Raw genomic sequence first — 17804 nt, forward strand, 5'->3', positions numbered from 1 at the left:
GGCCTGTCGCTTTAGGTAAGGCGCTCAGTGCATGTCGATAGGGGTTTCGATATCGTCGGTTGGGGCGGAGGTCAAAGAATATCATGAAGTTCGTCAGCTATAACATTCAATACGGGATCGGCATGGATGGTGTGTTCGATCCCGAACGCATCGCCGCCAGTATCGATGGCGCCGATGTGATCGCGCTTCAGGAGGTGACGCGCGGTTTTCCCAGGAATGGTCATGTCGATCTCGTAGCCCGTTTCTCGGATCTCTTTCCGGAGCATTTCCACGTCTACGGCGCGCCCTGCGACCTGTTGCTCGACGTTTCGGTCGAGAACGGCCGCCGGGTCGAGCGCCGCTCGCAGTTCGGCAACATGATCCTGTCGCGCTGGCCGATCCTTGCCACCCGCCATCTTCTCCTGCCGCGCAGCCGGACCGTCGAGATGCTCAACCTGCAGCGCGGGACGCTGGAAGCGGTCATCCTCGCCCCCGGCGGGCCGCTCAGGGTCTATTCCGTCCATCTCGATCACGTTTCTCCGGACGAACGGCTCGGCCAGATCCGCTTTCTGAAGGAGCGGGTGATGAATTTCGTCTCCGAGGGCGGTTCGCTGACCGGTGCCGCCGAAGAGGGGTTTCCCGATCTGCCGCTGCCGGAGGATTTCCTGCTGATGGGTGATTTCAACATGGAGCCGGAATCGACGGAATATATCGCCCTGGCCGGCCAGCGGGACCGTTATTACGGCCGCACCCTGCGCGCCAACGAACCCGTCGACGTGCTGGAACGCCTCGGATCGCTGACGCCGGAAAGCTATACCTGGGCGAAGCCGCCGGGTTCCGGGCCGATAAGGATGCATCTCGATCATTGCTTCGTGAATGCGGGACTGGTGCCGCGGCTGAAAAACGCCTGGATCGACAATGAGGCGTTTGGTTCCGACCATTTTCCGCTATGGGTCGAGGTCGAGTAAGGGGCCGGCGGAGTCTCCTCCGCCGGATATTTGTTATCGGGGCATCACGGTCGCGCCGGCCGACGGAAGTCCTCCGGCAAAAGCATGGTCTCGATATGCGGCACCATGCGGTTGCGGGACGTGCTGAAGAGCTGGTTCGCATCGACGATGGTGAAGCCGAGCTTCTTCTGAACGTTCAACGAGGCGAGGTTGTCCGCGAAGGCGCCGGAAAACACCTGCGCCTCCGGCATGCGCCGGAAGAAACGCTCCAGCGTCCCGGCCACCGCTTCCGTCATATAACCCCGATCCCAGTAGAGCCGGTTGAGCCAATACCCAAGATGCCACTGGCTCCGTCGCGGCTCCAGGCAGACGGCGCCGATATGGGTGTCGTCACCGGTGGTGATCGCCAGCGTCCAGTCCGGCAGGATGCCGGACGCATGCGGGACGAGCCAGTCCAGCGCGTCCTGGCGGTCATAGGGCTGCGGCACCCGCGCCAGCATGCGGCTGACCTTGAAATCGCCGAGCGATTCGGCAATCGCCGTCGCATCGGTGATCCTGTGCGGGCGAAGCACCAGCCTTTCCGTGGTGATGACCGGGCAGGGACCCGGCATCGTCGCGGTCGTGTCGGTCTTCTGGAGAACGGCGGCGTTCATCGCAATTCTCCCCAGCTTCTCAAGGACATCCAGGTCTTGCGGTCGAGCCGGAACCATTCAACGGCGACCATGCCGCCGAGCGCCAGGCAATCGATCATGCCGGTGCCTTGGAACTGGAAACCGCATTTCTGGATCACCCGCCTCGACGCGATATTGGTCACCCGGCAACGGGCATCGATATGGTCGATGTTGTTGCGGGTGCGGAAGGCCATGTCGATCAGCGCATGGGCGGCTTCCGTGGCGTAGCCCCGGTTCCAATGGGGTTCGCCCAGCCAATAGCCGAGTTCGAGCGTTCTTTCGTCCTGTTGCGGTTCGAGCGCGCAGCAACCGAGAAAGGCGCCGTTGTCTCCTCGCGTGATGGCGTAGACGCATTTGCCAATCTCGCCGGCCTTCGTGCGTCGCACGAAGTCGGCTGCGTCCTTAGCCGTATAGGGATGCGGCATACGCGACACCATGGTCGCGATATTCGCATTGTTGGCGAGATGGGCAAGTGCGTCGATGTCTTCTTCGTGGGGCGTGCGCAGAACTAACCTCTGCGACAGTAAGACGGGGCAATCGCTTCTCGACCGGTCGGGTCTTAACCGATCCTCTGGCGGCCGGGATTGGCTCGCCCTCAGTAATTCGCCTTGCATGTTCAGTCCTCCTGTTGGGGAAAAGAAAAAGGGAAGATGGTGGTGTCCCATCTTCCCTTTTTTCTGACTGAACCTTTGGGCGCTCAGCCGGGTCGATGTGACACCGGCTGCTTAAAACGCTTGCCGGCTTTATTCTGCTGCTTCGGCTTTCGGCATTACGGACACGAACACGCGACCATTGGCCTTGGTTCGGTAATTCACATTGCCGGCGGTCAGTGCAAAAATGGTGTGGTCGGTACCGATGCCGACATTGGCGCCCGGATGCCACTGCGTGCCGCGCTGGCGAACGATGATGTTGCCCGGAATGACGGCTTCGCCGCCGAACTTCTTCACGCCAAGGCGCTTGGAATTCGAATCGCGACCGTTGCGCGACGAACCGCCAGCTTTTTTATGTGCCATTGGAGTTCTCCTTTAACCTTCGAAACCCGTTGTTAAGCCAGGATGTCCGTGATGCGGACAACCGTGTGATGCTGACGATGGCCGCGAATCCGCTTGGAATTCTGACGGCGACGCTTCTTGAAGGAAAGAACCTTCTTGCCGCGGTTATGCTCGACAACTTCGGCCTTGACCGTCGCACCCGAAACGAAGGGGGCGCCGAACTTGGCATCGGCGCCAACGCCGACAACCAGGATTTCGTTGAATTCTACGACTGAACCAGCTTCGGCTTCCAGCTTTTCGATGGTGAGCACGTCGTTGGCTGCCACGCGGTACTGCTTACCGCCGGTCTTGATGACTGCGAACATTTTTTATCCTTTCATGTTCGTTTCCGGCTCTGCCTTCATAAAAGGCGGCCGTCTTTTTATCAGTCGGGCTCTAGCAGGGTTTCGAAAGAGGTGATCTTTTGAACTTGTCTGCCGGTGGAATTCGCGTGGCTGTTCCAACAACCTCCACACAAACAAAGAGGCATGGATACTTTTCCACGCCTGATCGCGAGCGGACATACGCGAGCGACAAAAAACTGTCAAGACGAAAGGATATAAAGACTTGATATTCGCCCCTTGCCAGCCCCATGTTTGCCCGCTATGAGAACGCCCGCGCTGACCAACGCGTCACACGTCTTTAAGCGGAGAGGTGGCTGAGTGGTCGAAAGCACCGCACTCGAAATGCGGCATACGGGCAACCGTATCGTGGGTTCGAATCCCACCCTCTCCGCCATTATGAACCTGGGTTGCCAGGGTTTCCTTGAATCTCATCCTTATGAACTTATTCGTCTTAGTAGGTTCCGGCCGGAATGACGGCAGGGCTTGTCTATCTGTTAGCCATTTTTCCTGACATGTTCGGTTCCAGAACCAACTCGGGCCTAATGCCTCACTGCAACCGTTCTATTTCGCCGGCGTCCAAGCTGCGCACCAAACCTACAGCCGTTGGAGCAGTTCCGTCTTTTTCGCCGTGAATTCGTTGTCGGAAAGTATGCCTTTCGAATGCAGATCAGCGAGTCGTTCGATCTTGCTGAAGATGTCGTCCGGGTCGGAGGCTGCCGGCGCGGAGGGGGCGTTCGTGTTCGGGGAGGCCATCGAGGAAGCCGCGACGTGTTCGCTCTGGCGTGCCGGCGCTTCCTGCTCCTCTTTGGGTGTCGGGGCGTGGTCGACGGCTGACACAATTTCGAGGTCCGATACGCGGACAATGCCGTGCTGAGAGGTGAAGGTCAGCGACTGGTCGCCGCTCTGCTGCTGGGAAAAGCCGCCGATACTGTGATCCTTTGTATCGTAAACCGTGATCTGCCCGTTTACGTCGATGGCGAGGCGGCGGCTCCCGGGAAAGAAGGCGTAGCGAAGGTTGTTCTGGGCGCCCGCCGATGCGGGCTGGCCGAGATATTGCGGCCACGAACTGCTATGCGAACTTGCCTGGTAGAAGAAGCTGCTTCCGTTTCCCTGGCTCTGAGATTGATAGGGCCTATCGACCTTCGGGCCGGAAAGTTCACCTGACCGGATATAAGCGGCGATCTCCGAGCAAAGCATATCCACACGGTGCTTGAGGCCATTGTTGAACATGTCGCCGATCATGATCATGCCGCCGCTTGACCATTGGCCCATGCCGCCAAGCTCGGGGTGGTTGAACTGGGCCTGGCTCGCATGGCCGGCGATCAAGGCCATCGCAAGGTGCTCGACGACGCCCGAGCTGAACCCGTGCCGCTGGGACAGGCCTTCGATAATGCTCTGTTCCTGGGGATCTCTGGTCACAAGCTGCTCTCCACTGGCCGGGTTTCCCTTATGACACCTGCGTGGCCTGGAAGATAGGCACACTATGCTCAGTGCGGGCGCAGACCGTTGCCGGGGCATGGAGCACGCGGAACACTGGCCGTTGACCGAATGTTGATCTGGTGAAATTTCTCGATCGTATTACAGCTACAGGCAAATGCGCCGGCGAGGAACTTTTTGGATGTACCGGCATTCTTCATTTTCGGCCGGAAGACGAGGCGGGTATGCGATCAGTGAGGATGACCGAAGAGTTATGGCAGCACCTGCTTTCGCTTCGCGAGGGCTCACTGCGCCAGGTCGCGCTCTCCGCCGATGGCGACGGTTCCGGTCTCTCGCTCTACAGGCCGATTGCGGCCCGCGGTGGGCCGCTGGTTCTGGCCCAGGTCGGCCAGTCTCTGGATGGCCGCGTCGCGACGCCGACCGGCGACGCCCAGGATGTGTCGGGCTGCGACGGGATTGCCCATCTGCACCGGTGCCGGGCGCTGGTGGATGCGGTGGTCGTCGGGGTCGGGACGGTCGTTGCCGACGACCCCAGTCTTTCGGTTCGTGCCGTCAGCGGCAAAAGCCCCGTGCGCGTCGTGGTGGATTGCAATGGCCGCATGCCGGAGCGAGCCAAGATGTTGCACGACGGGGGGACGCCCGTGCTCGTCTTGCAGGCTGACGACATTCCGCTCCGCAACGACCGGCACCGGATCATCCGGCTGCCGCGCCAGGCGGATGGGGGGCTCTCGCCGCGGGATATTCTCGAGGCGCTCGCGGAACGCGGCCTCACCACGGTGCTCATCGAAGGAGGCGCAACCACCATTTCCCGCTTCGTCGATGCCCAGATGATCGACCGGCTGCATATCTCGATCGCACCGATCATCATAGGCTCGGGGCCTGCCGGCATTCGCCTTTCGCCGATCGACCGGTTGTCGGAGGCTCGCCGCCCCGAGGTTCAGGTCTACAATATCGGCACGGATATCGTGTTCGACTGCAATTTCCGCGTTGAATCGCAGCAGGTGACCGTTTCAGCGGATCGCGAGGATGTCCTGATGGCCGACCTCGCATAGGCTGCCTTCGCGGTCGACCATTTTCCGCCGGAAATCGGCCCAGTCACGGATTTCGCTCTCGTCGAGCTGGCCGTATTCATAGACCGCACGCACCACACCGTCGAGAAACAGAAGCTGCAGGTCCCGATGGTCGGCAGCCATCGTCCATGGGCTTTCGGCGGTCCTCACCGTATAGCCGTTCTCCCCGAGGCAATCCGCCAGCGTCTCCCACGCCCCGGGGCCAAGCGAAGAACCCAGCCCCTTGTCGCTCAACTGGTGGGCGTTGAAACTCGCAAGCACAGCCTCGTCCAGCGGATGCGGTTTCGACCAGCGCATCCGGCCGTCATAGTTGAGCGCCGCATAGAGGCTGGCGCGCCTCTGCGCGATATGGGCGACGAAACGACGAATGAACTGCTCCGAACAGAGATCGAAGAGCGCAGATGCGGTCACGAGATTGACATCGGCGAGCGGCAGCACTCCGATCTCGTTGAGGTCGCCCTGGATGAGTTCGACAGCATCGCCATGCAACCGGCGGGCTTCGTCCAGCAGCCGGTGGTCGTGGTCGAAAAGCCGAAAGTGAGCCGGCTTTCCAAGTTTCGGGGAGAGCACGCGGAAGGTCGAGCCGGTGCCGCAACCGATATCGAGGATGGTTGCTGCCGAGGCGTTTTCGAGGGATTGGATCGCCGCTGCCAGCAAATCCGCATTCCGTGCCCCAGCATCCACGGGTTCGCGCAGCGCCAGCCAATGCTTGTCGAAGCTGCTCAAGGTACCGTTTCCAGAAAGTCGGAGATGATGACGGCGGTGTCCCGCCAGGAGGGAAGCTTGGCACCGGCGATCGCCGCGGCGTCGGCCATAGAAATACGGGTTTCGGGCTCCTCCAGCAGCCGTCGCAGAGCGGCTGCGAAAGCGTCCGGATCGTCCGGCGGCACGAGAAAGCCGGCGCTTTCCGGCACGACGTCCGGCACGGCCCCCGCCGCGCAGCCGACGATCGGCAGCCCTTGCGCGAGCGCTTCGGCAAACACCATGCCATAACCTTCATAACGGCTTGCCAGTGCAAAGATGTCTGCCCTGGCGAATTCGGAGCGTGTGTCGTCGATCTGCCCGGCGAGTTCGATGCGGTCACCGAGCCCGGATCGTGCGACCTGGCTTTCGAGTTCTGCTGCGATGCCGGGATCGAGCACTTTGCTGCCGACGATGCGGCAGGTCCATGGCAGATCGCGCAGCTTTTCGAGCGAAGAAATCAGTACGTCGTGCCCCTTGCGGTGGGTCAACGTGCCGATGCTGAGAATCAGAGGCGGATCGCCGCCACCGGCGGCCAGCGGCGCCGGGTCCATTCCCGGAATGGCGACTGCGATCCTTTCTGCGGGGACGGCGTAATTGGCGGCGAGTTCGGTGGCCGTCATATGCGAGGTGACGATAACGCCGCGGGTCTGCGCCAGAGCCGCCTTCTCCCGGGCGGCCGCTGCTGCTTGCCGTTCGTTGTCGAGCCCCGTCTCCAGCGCCAGCGGGTGATGCACGAGTGCCATGATCCTCAGGCGTTTCGCTTCGCGCCCGGCCCATTCGTCCATGGCGCCGAAGGCCAGTCCGTCGATCAGGACGAGGCTGTCGTCAGCAAGTTCGGAGAGCCTCCGTCCGGCATCGTCCAGCTCTCTTGTGTTCGGGTTCGGAAAGCCGTCGCCGAGGGAGATCAGTTCGACATTCCAGCCGAGATCGCGCAGGGCCGCGACGGCACGCCGGTCGTAGCCGTAGCCGCCCGTGCGGGTTTCAAGCTCGCCGGGATAGGCAAAGACGAGATCGCGGCTCACAGCTCGGCCTCGAACCAGCCGCGGGCGGTGTGCGATTCGTGCAGCATGACCCGCAGTTTGCGGATGCGGGCACCACCTTTACCGAGCCGGCCGTTCCGGACGGCATCGGCGATGCAGTCGAATATGTGTTTGGCGAGGAATTCCGTGGTCGTCACCTTGCCGGCGAAGATCTCCAGCGTGTCGAGGTTCTGGTAGTTGAGGGGCGCCAGCACTTCCTTCAGCACCTCGGTCGCAAGCCCGATGTCCACGGCAAGGCCGTTCTCGTCCAGATCGCTGGTGAAGAAGGCGGCGTCGACCACGAAGGTTGCTCCGTGCATGCCCTGGGCGGGGCCGAAGACCGGGCGGGCAAGACTATGCGCGATCATGATGTGATCGCGGACTTCGACGGCGAACATGCGGGATTCCTTCAATACTTGATGCGATGACAGAGCGTGGCGGCCGAGCCGATAATCCCGGCATAATCGGCGGCGATGGTTTCGAACGGTGTTTCGCCCGAAATCAGGTGGTCGAGCCGGTCGTCGGCGAGAAGCTGGAGCGCCTTGCGCATGCGTCGCCTCGTGTCCCAGCGGGCGCGTCGCCCAAGCGGCAGGGAGGCCACCTGTGAGCTGACGATGGAAAGCCGCTTGGCGTGGAAAGCGCCGCCGAGCGGAATCTCCACGTGCTTTTCGCCATACCAACTCGCTTCGACGATGCGCGCCTCGATACCGGCATGATCAAGCGCCGTTGCCAGGGCGTCTGCCGAAGCGGAGGCGTTGATCAGCACGTCGCAGTCATGGGGCACATGATCGGGAGATGAAAAACGGAGGCCGAGAACCTTGGCGGTTCCGGCGCGCTTCGGTTCTATATCCGAGATCACCACGTCCGTGCCGATGATCCGTGAGGCGAGATAGGCAACCAGAAGCCCGATCACGCCGGCCCCGAACACCGTAACCCGGTCGCCGGGTTGGATGCCTGCGTCCCAGGTGATGTTGAGCGCGGTTTCCATGTTGGCCGCGAGCACGGCGCGGTGTGGAGGCAAATCTTCCGGGAGCGGATGGGCGGCGGAAACGGGCATGCGAAAACGGTCCTGATGGGGATGCAGGCAGAAGACCGATTTGCCGGCGAGCTGCTCAGGCCCTTCTTCGACCACGCCGACGGCGGCATAGCCATATTTCACCGGGAAGGGGAACTGGCCGGCCTGGTGCGGTGCGCGCATGCGCTCGTATTCGCTTTCCGGTACCTGCCCGGAATACACCAATGATTCGGTGCCGCGGCTGATGCCGCTATAGAGCGTTCGGACGACAACCTCGCCCTCGCAGGCCGCCGGCAGCTTCTCCTGCCGAAGCGCGCAACGGCCTGCCTCCTCGATCCAGAGGGCTCGTCCCTCCTTCTGCGCCGCCGCACGCGGAGCTGTCTCACGCCTTGTCACGCCTCACACCTTTCACGCCATAACAATCCAGACCTAGAGGCTTCGACGATGACGGCAAGGGAGCCGTCCGGCGAGAGGGCGATATGGCCATCACGTTTATTTGACGGCGGTTTGGCGGATCCGGCCTTTGCTGCCCACCGTATTCTTCTCCATGTAGTGCCTGTGAGGAGAGCGTCATGAATATTTCATATCATCCCTTGGACGAGGAAGGCACGTCCGATGGCTGACTGGATGAATGCCGGGCCGCTGGATCGCCAGGCGGCACGCAGGGCTCACCGGTTGCTCTCCCTGGATGCCTATGCGGTCACCATGACCGTCGCGGCCGCGCTGGTTGCGGCCATGCATTTCCTCGGCGACTGGCTCGGCATCGATACGGCCGCGGCCTGCTGCGCCTTCATCATCTATGCGGTGATTTCCGCCATTGCGCTCGGCAATCTGCACGCGCACGGGCACGGCCGTTTCGGCGCGGCCAATATCGTGACGACAATCCGCGCCGCGCTCACGTCGGTTTTGGGCGGGATGGTGCTGGCATCGCCGCAATTCGGCATGGGTTTCGATCAGAGCGCCTTGTGGATGCTGGGGTTCGTAGTCGCTTTCGCGCTTGTTCTGGATGGTGTCGACGGCTTCCTCGCCCGGCAGGCGGGTACGTCTTCCCGGTTCGGCGCGCGATTCGACATGGAGGTCGATGCGTTGCTGATCCTCTTCCTGTCGCTCGCAGCCGTCACGCTCGGCAAGGCCGGACCTTGGGTCCTGGCGATCGGCTTGATGCGGTATGCGTATGTGGCCGCGCAGGCGGTCTTTCCGGCTCTCAAGGGCGAACTGCCTCATTCGATGCGCCGCAAGACCATCTGCGTCGTTCAGGGCGTGGCGCTCTGTCTGATGTTGTTTCCGGTCATTGCCTCGCCGGTCTCCACCGTGCTTGCAGCAGCGGCCCTCGCCTCGCTGACCTATTCCTTCGCCGTCGATGTGATCTTCCTGGTGAGTGCGAGCAGGAGCCATCATGCCGCGGCCTGATTTTTCCGCTTCCCTGGGCCTGACGCGCTCGCTGCTGATCTATTACGGCCAGCCCTGGCGGCGTTCCTCGCTGAAGCGGTTCTATGCCGGCCTCGTCCGCAAAGGCGATCTCGTTTTCGATATCGGTGCGCATGCCGGTAGCCGCAGCCGGACGCTTCTGTCGCTCGGCGCAAGGATCGTCGCGCTGGAGCCGCAGCCGTTATTTGCCGATTTCATTGCCAGATCCTTCGCCGGCGAAGAATTGACGCTGCTGCGCAAGGCGGTCGGCAGGGAGCCCGGCAGCGTCGATCTGCATATTTCCAGCCGCCACCCGACCGTGACCAGCATATCCTCGTCCTGGATTTCGAAGGTGGAGAAGACTTCCGGTTTCCGCAACGTCACCTGGGACCGGGTCCAGCGCGTGGAGATGACGACGCTCGATGCGCTGATCGGAGAATATGGCCAACCGGCCTTCTGCAAGATCGATGTGGAGGGGGCCGAAGCGGATATCGTCGCCGGGCTGCGTCATCCCATCCCGCTGATCGCCTTCGAATATATCCCGGCGACGATGGAAATCGCCGAGGAGGCGATCGGCCATTTGCGAAAAGTCGGCCCCTATCGTTTCAACCGGGTCGAGGGCGAGCGGCATCGGTTTGTCCATGACGAATGGATAACCGCCGACGCGATGCTGGCCGAGATTGCGGGCCTTGCCGATCACACGTCCTCCGGCGATATCTACGCGCGGCTGGAGGCTTGACGGTTCAACGGTTCCGTCTGCTGAAAAGCGCCGCGAGGATGAACACCAGGCCGGGTGCTGCGCCGACGAGCGCCAGGATGCCATAGAGGATGCCGGCGGCCACGCCATCGGACGCAGCGTAACCGAAGAGCGGCCAGAGCGCCGCTGCCGCCGCCTCCCTGGCGCCCCAGCCGGCAATCGTCGCCGGGATCAGCATCATCAGCAGACAGAGCGGAATCGCGGTGACCGCCGCAAGCGCCGGCAACGGCGCCCCGACGGCCGCTGACGCAAGCATGAACATGGCGATATAACTTGCGACGATGACGACGCTGAACAGCGTCTGCGCGATCCAGGCCCGGTCCCGCAGGAAGACCTGCGCCAGGGCTGCCTTCAACCGCCCGAGCTGAGGCTGGATGCGGCGCGGCGGGAAACGGAGCGCCAGCAGAAACATGATGGCGAGGCTTGCGACCGCGAGTGCGAAGCCGGAGAGAAGGTGGCGCAGGTCTTCCGGGATCGCTGCACCGCCCAGAAGCGGCCAGAGCATGACGCCGAAGGTCGCAATGAGGAAAAACACACCCTGTCCGGCGATCCGCTCGAAGAGCACGGCCTGGGCCGGCACTTTCCACCCATCATCACCGTGAGCCCGGTTGCGAACGGCGCGAACGGCATCACCTGCTACTCCCCCCGGCAGAAGCTGGTTGAGCAGGGTTCCGAGATAATAATCGCCGATCGCCTGGCCCACACCCAGATGCTGGCGAAGCCGCGCCGCCGTGAATCGCCAGCGGAGCGCGGAGAGGACGATCTGTATCTGCACCAGAAGCAGCCCTGCCGCCACATAGACCGGATTGGCCGAAACCAGGCCTGCGGCAATCCGCTCTGGATCGAAGCGCAGGATCACGGCAATGAGAAGTGCCAGGGCCGCAGATAAGCCTATAAGTTTCAGAAGACGCATGGGCCGAAGGTTTTGCAGGAACGGTAGCGCATGAACGAGTATCGGCCTTTTCGCCAGAGTGACGCCCTCAGAATAGGGCATATCGCGCAGCGCAAGGCAAATGGATCGCCAGGTCCGGGGATCACGATTTCGCTTGCCATCATGGTCGCGATTCTGGCCCTGCCTTCCAATTTCAGCGAATTCCCGGAGCTGCGGTTTCCGCTGGAGATTGTCGGGATCGCGCTGCTGGCATCGGTGTTTACGGGGATCGGTTTTTCTCTTCTGCGCTGGGCCGTCACCCTAGCGCTTGCCGCGATGCTGTTCCTGAAGCTTGCGGATATCGGCACCGGCGCTGCCTTCCAGCGGCCGTTCAATCCCTATCTGGATCTCAAGATACTTACCGACGGCTGGAATCTGCTGAGCGGAGCCATCGGCGTCACGGAGGCGGTCGGGGTCATCTGCACCGGTCTTCTCGCCTGGCTGGTCATCGCGGCCATTCTCTATTGGTCGCTTGACGGCTTCCGGCGGCTCTCAGGGGGAGCCCGGCGTAAATCCGTTCTTGTCAGCGGTGCGGTGCTATCGGTCGGACTGGTGGCGCTTTTGGTTCAGAATCCTGATCGCCGCAATCTCGGCATCGAGGCGCATGCCGCTTCCTATTTCGTCAATCGCGTCACCATGGTGGAGGAGTCGATTGCCGATCTTGCCCGGTTCGAAGACGAGTTGAAACAGGATCCGGTTTCCGCCGGCCCGCATTTCCCGGCGCTTGCCGGCACGGACATCGTGCTGGTCTTCGTCGAATCCTATGGCCGCAGCGCGATCGAGGACCCGCGTTACGCGGTGCGCACCGGCAGCCGGCTGGCCTCGGTCGAAAAGGAGATCGAGGCCGCGGGCCTGGAGGCACGCAGCGGTTGGCTCACCTCGCCAACGGTTGGCGGCATCAGCTGGCTGGCGCATGGCACGCTGCTCTCTGGCCTCTGGGTCAACAATCAGGGGCGCTACGACCGGATGATCACCAGCGAGCGGAGGAGCCTCAACAACCTCTTCCGTTCCTCCGGCTGGCGTACCACGGCGGTCATGCCGGCGATCACGCTCGACTGGCCGGAGGCCGGGTATTTCGGCTACGACAGCATCCATGCGGCCGCGGGGCTCGGATATCGCGGCAAGCCCTTCAACTGGGTGACGATGCCGGATCAGTTCACGCTCGAAGCCTTCGAGAGGCTGGAACGTCCGGTGGGGCATAAGCCGGTCATGGCGGAAATGGCGCTGATCTCCAGCCACGCGCCGTGGACGCCGCTCCCGTCATTGGTCGACTGGGACCGGATCGGCGACGGCACGATCTTTAATCCGCAGGCGGAAAGCGGCGATCCGCCTTCAGTTGTCTGGGCCGATCCCGACCGCGTCCGGTCGCAATACATCGCCTCGATCGACTACACGCTCGAAACGCTCGGCTCCTACATGGCGCGCTATGGGAAAAACACGCTGTTCATCCTGCTCGGCGACCACCAGCCGGCGTCTATCATTACCGGCGAAGGAGCCTCGCGCGACGTGCCGATGCATATCGTCACTGGCAACCCGGACCTCCTGAAACGCCTCGACGGCTGGAACTGGCAGAAGGGCATGATCCCGCAGCAGGCCATGCCGGTCTATCGCATGGACGAATTCCGCCGGAAGCTGGCCGAGAGTTTCGATTAATCCGCCGCGTCAGGCTGAGTCATCTCATCACGAATGGGTGCCGAGATAGCTCTCCATCAGCGCCGGATTGACCGCCATTTCGCTTGCCGGGCCGGAAAGTCGGACCTCGCCGAGCTCGACCAGATAACCCTCGTCGGCAATTTCGAGCGCGGCGCGGGCATTCTGCTCGACGAGCAGGATGGAGACGCCGGTCTTCCTGAGTTCCGAGACGATGTTGAGGATGTCGATGACGATCTTCGGTGCGAGGCCGAGGCTCGGCTCGTCGAGCAGAAGCAGGCGTGGCCGGCTCATCAGGGCGCGGGCGAGTGCCAGCATCTGCCGTTCGCCGCCGGAAAGCGTTCCGGCCAGCTGCTTGCGGCGTTCGGCCAGGCGCGGGAAACGCGTGTAGACGTCCTCGCGCGTCTCGGTGCGCTCGGCGGCACTGCGCAGGAAGCCGCCGAGTTCGATATTGTCCTCGACCGACATGGTGGAGAACAGTTCGCGCTTTTCGGGCACGAGGCAGAGACCGGCGGCAACGCGGCCTTCGACAGAGCGCGGCACCGGTGCACCGTCGTAGACGATCGTGCCGGAGGAGGGGACGATCCCCATAATGGCGTTGAGCAGCGTCGATTTGCCGGCGCCGTTGGCGCCGATCACCGTGACGATGCTGCCGGGCTTCATGGAAAGCGATATGCCGTGCAGCACCTCGGCGCGGCCGTAGGAAACGTGGATGCCGGAGAGTTCGAGCAGGTTCCCGCTCATGCGACACCTCCCAGATAGGCGGCGACGACCGCCGGATGTTTGCGCACATCGACCGGCTTGCCCTCGGCGATCAGGGTGCCGAAATCGAGTACCACGAGATGATCGACGAGCCCCATGACGAAGCCCATGTCATGTTCGACGAGGAGCACGCTGACGCCCTCCTCGCGCAGTTTCCTGAGGAGATTGGCGAGTTCCTGCTTTTCGCCGTGACGCAGGCCTGCCGCGGGTTCGTCCAGAAGCAGCACGGCAGGGTCGGCAGACAGGGCGCGGGCGATTTCGAGGATGCGGATCTGGCCGAGCGCCAGGTCACCGGCCGGCCGGTCGCGATAGGCGCCGAGGCCGACGCGTTCGACCTGGAAGGCAGCTTCGGCGAGCAATGTCGCCTCCTGCCTCCGCTCTAGCCGCAGGAAACTCCTGAAGACGCCGGCCGAGCCGCGCAGATGTGCGCCGAGCGCGACGTTTTCCAGTACCGACATGTCCGGCAGGATCTTTGCGTGCTGAAAGGTGCGGGCGATGCCGTGTTTGGCGACTTCGCGCGGGCTGTCGCCGGTCATCGGCTGGCCTTCGTAGAACACCGAGCCGCTGGTCAATGATGCGAGGCCGGTGATGAGATTGAAGGTCGTACTCTTGCCGGCACCATTCGGCCCGATCAGGCCGACAACCTGCCCGGCGCGCACTTCGAAGCTGACATCGTTGACCGCCACCAGGCCGCCGAAGGCTTTTCGTGCCTTTTCCACCTTGATCAGCGACGAGCCGGCCGGCGCGAGCGTACGTTTGGCAAGCTTGTCGTCGGAGGTCGGGAGGGGCCGCGCAGGCCGCTTCGGCAGGAGCTTCAATACGAAGGGCCAGAGACCCTCATGGGCAAGCTGTAGGGTCACCACCAGCAGGATGCCGAAAACGACCATTTCGAAATTGGCGGCCGTGCCGATCAGATCGGGCAGGAACCGCTGCAGCAGATCCTTCAGGATGAGCACGATGCTGGCGCCGAAGATCGCCCCCCAGACATGGCCGGAACCGCCGACCACGGCCATCAGCAGGTATTCGATGCCCATGCTGAGACCAAAGGGTGTCGGGTTCACGGAGCGCTGCATATGGGCGTAGAGCCAACCGGAGAGTGCAGCCACGATGCCGGCAAAAACGAAGACGGTGAGCTTGGCGCGGACGGTATTGACGCCGAAGGCTTCCGCCGCCTGCCCGCCGCCCCGAAGCGCCCGTATGCCGCGGCCGATCCGGGAATCGAGCAGGTTCTTCGCGCCGATCGCGACGGCGATCACGAAGAACCAGATGAGGTAGTAGATCGACCCGTCGCTCAGGAAAGGGTAGCCGGCGACTTCGATCGGCGGGATGCCTGAAATGCCGTCATAGCGGCCGAGAAGATCGATCTTGCCGAACAGGTAATAGAGCGCAAGGCCCCAGGCGATCGTGCCGAGCGGCAGGAAATGGCCCGAAAGGCGCACGGTGATGAGGCCGAGCGGCAGGGCAGTCGCCGCACCGACGATCAGCGACAATGGCAGGGTCAGCCACGGCGACAAACCGTAGTTCGTGCTCAGCACGGCCGTCGTATAGGCGCCGAAACCGCAGAAGGCAGCCTGGCCGAACGAGGTGAGACCGCCGACGCCGGTCAGCAGCACCAGGCCGATCGTCACCAGCGAGGCGAGGCCGATATTGTTGAGGATCGTCAGCCAGAAGGGCGGCACCGGCAGGAGGGGAATGATCGCCAGGAAAACGATGCCGGCGAGGCCGGGCAGCAAACGCTCGATCTTCATTGCTCACTCCTCCTCGTGGAAGCCGCCGCTCAACGACAGCCAGATCAGAACGGGAATGATGAGCCCGAAGACGATGACTTCCTTGTAGCTGCTGGCGAAGAAGGAAGAGAAAGATTCGACCAGGCCGACGCCGATCGCGGCGATCGCGGTGATCGGGAAGCTCGCAAGCCCGCCGATGATCGCCGCCACGAAGCCCTTGAGGCCGATCAGGAAGCCGGTGTCGTAATAGATCGTGGTGATCGGGCCGATCAGTACCCCGGAAACGGCCCCGATCGCTGCGGCCAGCGTGAAGGCGGTGACGCCGGTCAGATGGGTGCGGACGCCGACCAGCCGTGCACCGAGCCGGTTGACGGCGGTCGCACGCAGCGCCTTGCCGAGCAGGGTTCGTTCGAAGAACATGTAGAGACCGATGATAATCGCGATCGTCGCGCCGTAGATGCAGAGGCTCTGGGCGCTCACCATCAAGGCTCCGATCGTGTAGTTGTCGTCCGCGAGTGGCTCGGCGCGCAGGCCTTCGGCGCCGAAGAAGACCAGACCAAGCCCCATCATGGCGAGATGCACGCCAACCGAGGCAATCAGCAGGACGAGCACGGAAGCGTCGGCAAGCGGCCGGTAGGCGATCCGATAGACGTAGACACCCATGGGCGTGATGATCAGAATGGTGAGCAAAGCCTTTGCGACGGAAGGAAGCTCAAGCGGCGCGAGCACGATGGTGGCGCCATAGATCACGCCTGGAAGCACCAGGTTGAGGGCGAGGCTGCGCAAAAAGGTACCGACATCGGTGCCGCGGCGCATGCTCCAGAGATCGAACAGGAAAGCAATCGCTCCGAAGCAGGCGAGAAGCGAGGTGGTGGCTGGCACCTTTCCGCCGTCGAGAAGCGCCAGCGTCAGCGCGCCATAGGCGACGAATTCGCCCTGGGGAATGAAGATCACCCGCGTGACCGAGAAGAGCAGGACCAGCGCCAGGCCGAGCAGCGCGTAGATTGCGCCGTTGGTGACACCATCCTGGATCAGAAAGGTCGCAATCATCGCGTCCAAAGAATTTCCCCCGATAACAGAAAAGACGCTGCAAAAAGGCCCGGCGCGGACGCCGGGCCTCGTTTATTTGCCGGCTTACTTGGTGATCTCGAACTTGCCGTTCTTGGCCGTGAACAGCACGACGGCGCGGTCGTCGAGGCCGAGGTGATCGTCGGCCTTGAAGTTAAAGACGCCCTGGCTTGCCGGGAACGGACCGCCGGTCTCGATGGCGTCTCGGAGAGCTGCGCGGAATTCCGGCGTGCCGGGCTTCGCTTTCTTCAGCGCGACTGGGATGGCCTTCTTGAGGATGGCCATGGCATCGTTGATATGCGGGCCAAACTGGGTGCGGGTGCCGGGACCGAACTTCTTTTCGTAGGCCGTCACGTAGGCCATGCCTTCCGGCTTAGTCTCCGCGGTATCGGGCAGGGCTTCCGGCGCCATGGCCGGGCCGGAGGCGAAGATCGTGTTGTCGGCAGCCTTGCCGGCGATGCGCAGGAAGTCGAAGGTCACGGCGCCATGGGTCTGGTAGATCTTGCCGGCGAAGCCGCGTTCGCGCAGACCGATCTGCGGCAGTGCGGCGCCGGTGCCGGAGGCTCCGACGAAGACGGCATCCGGACGGGCGGCCACGAGTTTCAGCACCTGGCCGGAAACGGAAGTGTCGGGACGGGCATAACGCTCGTCGGCGACAACCTTCAGACCGTATTGTTCGCCGATCCCCTTGAACTGGCCCATCCAAAGGTCGCCATAGCTATCGGAGAAGCCGATATAACCGACCGTCTTGACGCCATCGGCCTTCATCTTGGCAAACAGGTTCCTGGCGATCAGGCCGGCATCCTGCGGCATCACAAAGGTCCACTTGCCTTTGGAAATGGTCGGCGGAACCGGCGAGCAGGAGAGATGCGGCGTGCTGGTCTCACCGGCAACACCGGCGACGGCGATCGAAGCGGGCGTCAGCGCGGAGCCGACGATGACATCGACCTTATCGTCGTTGACGAAGCGGCGGGCATTGGTGGTGGCAACCGAGGGGTCGCCGGCATCATCGAGAACGATGACCTTCAGCTTTTCGCCGCCCACTTCGGCCGGCCACAATTCGACGGAGTTCTTCAGCGGAATGCCGAGTGCCGCACCCGGGCCGGTCGACGATATGGTCACGCCGATCGTCACGTCAGCCAGGGCAGAGCTTGCAAATAAGGACAAGGACAGGACGGCAACAGGCGCCATTCCAGCAAAAAACCGGTTCTTCATAGGATCCTCCCAGGACAAAAGCGGGCGATC

Annotated in this window: 19 protein-coding genes and 1 tRNA gene; 6 read left to right on the forward strand and 14 right to left on the reverse strand. The window is 62.6% G+C overall.

Annotated features, from left to right (window positions below; translation table 11 throughout):
* The first annotated feature begins 83 nt into the window (after positions 1 to 83).
* Positions 84 to 947 carry an endonuclease/exonuclease/phosphatase family protein gene (locus ABCW43_RS27595; RefSeq protein ID WP_345930494.1) on the forward strand — a complete coding sequence of 288 codons (864 nt, stop codon included), beginning with the start codon at positions 84 to 86 and terminating at the stop codon, positions 945 to 947.
* A gap of 44 nt (positions 948 to 991) precedes the next feature.
* On the opposite strand, the gene ABCW43_RS27600 is transcribed toward ABCW43_RS27595, so the two are convergent.
* The 4 genes from ABCW43_RS27600 to rplU form a co-directional block, all read right to left on the reverse strand.
* A complete protein-coding gene (locus ABCW43_RS27600) occupies positions 992 to 1579 on the reverse strand; it encodes a GNAT family N-acetyltransferase (RefSeq protein ID WP_345930496.1) in 588 nt (195 codons plus the stop codon).
* Complete coding sequence (locus tag ABCW43_RS27605) at positions 1576 to 2211, reverse strand: GNAT family N-acetyltransferase (RefSeq protein WP_046606681.1); 636 nt, start codon at positions 2209 to 2211, stop codon at positions 1576 to 1578. The genes ABCW43_RS27600 and ABCW43_RS27605 overlap by 4 nt, the downstream gene beginning before the upstream one ends.
* Before the next feature lie 129 nt (positions 2212 to 2340).
* Positions 2341 to 2610, reverse strand: a complete 270-nt coding sequence (gene rpmA / locus ABCW43_RS27610; protein ID WP_345930499.1) for a 50S ribosomal protein L27 — start codon at positions 2608 to 2610, stop codon at positions 2341 to 2343.
* A 32-nt stretch (positions 2611 to 2642) separates the two neighbouring features.
* Positions 2643 to 2954 carry a 50S ribosomal protein L21 gene (rplU, locus tag ABCW43_RS27615; protein ID WP_345930501.1) on the reverse strand — a complete coding sequence of 104 codons (312 nt, stop codon included), beginning with the start codon at positions 2952 to 2954 and terminating at the stop codon, positions 2643 to 2645.
* 322 nt (positions 2955 to 3276) lie between these two features.
* On the opposite strand from rplU, the gene ABCW43_RS27620 reads away from it, so the two are divergent.
* A tRNA-Ser gene (locus ABCW43_RS27620) sits at positions 3277 to 3366 on the forward strand.
* 200 nt (positions 3367 to 3566) lie between these two features.
* Here the strand turns inward: ABCW43_RS27620 and ABCW43_RS27625 are convergent.
* Complete coding sequence (locus tag ABCW43_RS27625) at positions 3567 to 4391, reverse strand: SHOCT domain-containing protein (protein ID WP_345930503.1); 825 nt, start codon at positions 4389 to 4391, stop codon at positions 3567 to 3569.
* A 242-nt stretch (positions 4392 to 4633) separates the two neighbouring features.
* Here ABCW43_RS27625 and ABCW43_RS27630 point away from each other — a divergent pair, with 242 nt between their 5' ends.
* The gene (locus tag ABCW43_RS27630; RefSeq protein WP_345930505.1) at positions 4634 to 5461 is read left to right on the forward strand and encodes a RibD family protein; all 828 of its coding nucleotides are present in this window, start codon (positions 4634 to 4636) and stop codon (positions 5459 to 5461) included.
* Here ABCW43_RS27630 and ABCW43_RS27635 read toward each other — a convergent pair.
* From ABCW43_RS27635 to ABCW43_RS27650, 4 genes are read right to left on the reverse strand one after another with little or no spacing between them, the layout of a single operon-like run.
* Positions 5420 to 6205 (reverse strand): class I SAM-dependent methyltransferase, encoded by a 786-nt coding sequence (locus ABCW43_RS27635; RefSeq protein WP_345930507.1) that lies wholly within the window; start codon positions 6203 to 6205, stop codon positions 5420 to 5422. The two genes, ABCW43_RS27630 and ABCW43_RS27635, sit on opposite strands and share 42 nt — an antisense overlap.
* Complete coding sequence (locus tag ABCW43_RS27640; protein ID WP_345930509.1) at positions 6202 to 7245, reverse strand: glycosyltransferase family 4 protein; 1044 nt, start codon at positions 7243 to 7245, stop codon at positions 6202 to 6204. The genes ABCW43_RS27635 and ABCW43_RS27640 overlap by 4 nt, the downstream gene beginning before the upstream one ends.
* On the reverse strand, positions 7242 to 7640 hold the full coding sequence (locus tag ABCW43_RS27645) for a 6-pyruvoyl trahydropterin synthase family protein (protein WP_345930511.1): 399 nt from the start codon (positions 7638 to 7640) through the stop codon (positions 7242 to 7244). The genes ABCW43_RS27640 and ABCW43_RS27645 overlap by 4 nt, the downstream gene beginning before the upstream one ends.
* A gap of 11 nt (positions 7641 to 7651) precedes the next feature.
* Positions 7652 to 8653: a zinc-dependent alcohol dehydrogenase gene (locus ABCW43_RS27650; RefSeq protein WP_345930513.1), complete on the reverse strand. Its 1002-nt coding sequence runs from the start codon at positions 8651 to 8653 to the stop codon at positions 7652 to 7654.
* Positions 8654 to 8872: 219 nt separating this feature from the next.
* On the opposite strand from ABCW43_RS27650, the gene ABCW43_RS27655 reads away from it, so the two are divergent.
* On the forward strand, positions 8873 to 9667 hold the full coding sequence (locus tag ABCW43_RS27655; RefSeq protein WP_345930514.1) for a CDP-alcohol phosphatidyltransferase family protein: 795 nt from the start codon (positions 8873 to 8875) through the stop codon (positions 9665 to 9667).
* On the forward strand, positions 9654 to 10403 hold the full coding sequence (locus ABCW43_RS27660) for an FkbM family methyltransferase (RefSeq protein ID WP_345930516.1): 750 nt from the start codon (positions 9654 to 9656) through the stop codon (positions 10401 to 10403). Before ABCW43_RS27655 ends, ABCW43_RS27660 begins: the two co-directional genes overlap by 14 nt.
* 4 nt (positions 10404 to 10407) lie before the next feature.
* Here the strand turns inward: ABCW43_RS27660 and ABCW43_RS27665 are convergent, their stop codons facing one another.
* Entirely contained in the window at positions 10408 to 11334 is a 927-nt protein-coding gene (locus ABCW43_RS27665; protein WP_345930518.1) for a lysylphosphatidylglycerol synthase transmembrane domain-containing protein, read from the reverse strand.
* A 30-nt stretch (positions 11335 to 11364) separates the two neighbouring features.
* Here ABCW43_RS27665 and ABCW43_RS27670 point away from each other — a divergent pair, with 30 nt between their 5' ends.
* The gene (locus ABCW43_RS27670; RefSeq protein ID WP_345930520.1) at positions 11365 to 13005 is read left to right on the forward strand and encodes a sulfatase-like hydrolase/transferase; all 1641 of its coding nucleotides are present in this window, start codon (positions 11365 to 11367) and stop codon (positions 13003 to 13005) included.
* 27 nt (positions 13006 to 13032) lie between these two features.
* On the opposite strand, the gene ABCW43_RS27675 is transcribed toward ABCW43_RS27670, so the two are convergent.
* The 4 genes from ABCW43_RS27675 to ABCW43_RS27690 form a co-directional block, all read right to left on the reverse strand.
* Positions 13033 to 13746, reverse strand: coding sequence for an ABC transporter ATP-binding protein (locus tag ABCW43_RS27675; protein WP_345930522.1), 714 nt, complete (start codon positions 13744 to 13746; stop codon positions 13033 to 13035).
* Positions 13743 to 15512, reverse strand: a complete 1770-nt coding sequence (locus ABCW43_RS27680; protein ID WP_345930523.1) for a branched-chain amino acid ABC transporter ATP-binding protein/permease — start codon at positions 15510 to 15512, stop codon at positions 13743 to 13745. The genes ABCW43_RS27675 and ABCW43_RS27680 overlap by 4 nt, the downstream gene beginning before the upstream one ends.
* A 3-nt stretch (positions 15513 to 15515) precedes the next feature.
* Positions 15516 to 16550 carry a branched-chain amino acid ABC transporter permease gene (locus ABCW43_RS27685; protein ID WP_445739012.1) on the reverse strand — a complete coding sequence of 345 codons (1035 nt, stop codon included), beginning with the start codon at positions 16548 to 16550 and terminating at the stop codon, positions 15516 to 15518.
* 75 nt (positions 16551 to 16625) lie between these two features.
* Positions 16626 to 17774, reverse strand: coding sequence for an ABC transporter substrate-binding protein (locus ABCW43_RS27690; RefSeq protein ID WP_345930527.1), 1149 nt, complete (start codon positions 17772 to 17774; stop codon positions 16626 to 16628).
* Between the last annotated feature and the right edge of the window lie 30 nt (positions 17775 to 17804).

Source organism: Neorhizobium tunisiense (genome assembly GCF_039631515.1).
Lineage (GTDB): Bacteria > Pseudomonadota > Alphaproteobacteria > Rhizobiales > Rhizobiaceae > Neorhizobium.

Coding starts and splice junctions, on each gene's coding strand:
- ABCW43_RS27605 (WP_046606681.1), bottom strand. CDS start 2,211: ATGCAAGGCGAATTACTGAGGGCGAGCCAATCCCGGCCGCCAGAGGAT.
- rplU (WP_345930501.1), bottom strand. CDS start 2,954: ATGTTCGCAGTCATCAAGACCGGCGGTAAGCAGTACCGCGTGGCAGCC.
- ABCW43_RS27670 (WP_345930520.1), top strand. CDS start 11,365: ATGAACGAGTATCGGCCTTTTCGCCAGAGTGACGCCCTCAGAATAGGG.
- ABCW43_RS27675 (WP_345930522.1), bottom strand. CDS start 13,746: ATGAGCGGGAACCTGCTCGAACTCTCCGGCATCCACGTTTCCTACGGC.
- ABCW43_RS27630 (WP_345930505.1), top strand. CDS start 4,634: ATGCGATCAGTGAGGATGACCGAAGAGTTATGGCAGCACCTGCTTTCG.
- ABCW43_RS27645 (WP_345930511.1), bottom strand. CDS start 7,640: ATGTTCGCCGTCGAAGTCCGCGATCACATCATGATCGCGCATAGTCTT.
- rpmA (WP_345930499.1), bottom strand. CDS start 2,610: ATGGCACATAAAAAAGCTGGCGGTTCGTCGCGCAACGGTCGCGATTCG.
- ABCW43_RS27660 (WP_345930516.1), top strand. CDS start 9,654: ATGCCGCGGCCTGATTTTTCCGCTTCCCTGGGCCTGACGCGCTCGCTG.
- ABCW43_RS27665 (WP_345930518.1), bottom strand. CDS start 11,334: ATGCGTCTTCTGAAACTTATAGGCTTATCTGCGGCCCTGGCACTTCTC.
- ABCW43_RS27690 (WP_345930527.1), bottom strand. CDS start 17,774: ATGAAGAACCGGTTTTTTGCTGGAATGGCGCCTGTTGCCGTCCTGTCC.
- ABCW43_RS27680 (WP_345930523.1), bottom strand. CDS start 15,512: ATGAAGATCGAGCGTTTGCTGCCCGGCCTCGCCGGCATCGTTTTCCTG.
- ABCW43_RS27595 (WP_345930494.1), top strand. CDS start 84: ATGAAGTTCGTCAGCTATAACATTCAATACGGGATCGGCATGGATGGT.
- ABCW43_RS27655 (WP_345930514.1), top strand. CDS start 8,873: ATGGCTGACTGGATGAATGCCGGGCCGCTGGATCGCCAGGCGGCACGC.
- ABCW43_RS27600 (WP_345930496.1), bottom strand. CDS start 1,579: ATGAACGCCGCCGTTCTCCAGAAGACCGACACGACCGCGACGATGCCG.